This window comes from Bacillus sp. LR--39 (genome assembly GCF_053613335.1).
In genome coordinates this window covers 1-599 of sequence record NZ_JBSIOT010001216.1, presented here as the reverse complement: position 1 = coordinate 599, position 599 = coordinate 1, and the positions used below count along the sequence as shown (strand labels likewise).

Annotated in this window: 2 protein-coding genes; both read left to right on the top strand. The window is 44.4% G+C overall.

Annotated features, from left to right (window positions below):
- Window positions 1-110: hypothetical protein (locus ACWHAR_RS29520; RefSeq protein ID WP_452088748.1), on the top strand; the 110-nt coding region annotated here is incomplete at its 5' end.
- Window positions 111-231: 121 nt separating this feature from the next.
- Window positions 232-599: uroporphyrinogen decarboxylase family protein (locus ACWHAR_RS29515; RefSeq protein ID WP_452088747.1), on the top strand; the 368-nt coding region annotated here is incomplete at its 3' end.

The window sequence follows — 599 nt, the reverse complement described above, 5'->3', positions numbered from 1 at the left end:
ATGCCAACTTATTTTCGGGCGCGTCTTATAAAATTATGCCTTATAATACACAGACAAAAAGAGAAGGGGAAGGAACCGATTACGTTCAGCCAAAATTGTTTTCCTCTTAATGGAATTCGGCGATTTTTTGAACTTTGAGCTACATTTCTATACCATTTGCCTAAAACAAGGTATAGTGTAATAAGTCAAGAAATACGAACGTATGGTTGCCGTATGAAAGGTGGAAATCAGATGAGTAAACGAGAAACGTTTAACGAGACGTTTTTAAAAGCTGCGCGGGGAGAAAAAGCGGATCACACGCCTGTGTGGTATATGAGACAAGCAGGGCGCTCACAGCCGGAATATCGCAAGCTGAAGCAAAAGTACGGATTGTTTGAGATCACACATCAGCCCGAACTTTGTGCGTATGTCACAAGACTGCCGGTTGAGCAATACGGAGTCGATGCTGCAATCCTTTATAAAGATATCATGACGCCGCTGCCGTCAATCGGTGTGGATGTTGAAATCAAAAACGGGATCGGTCCTGTGATTGATCAGCCAATCCGGTCTCTGGCGGACATTGAAAAACTCGGCCAGATTGATCCGGAACAGGACGTGCC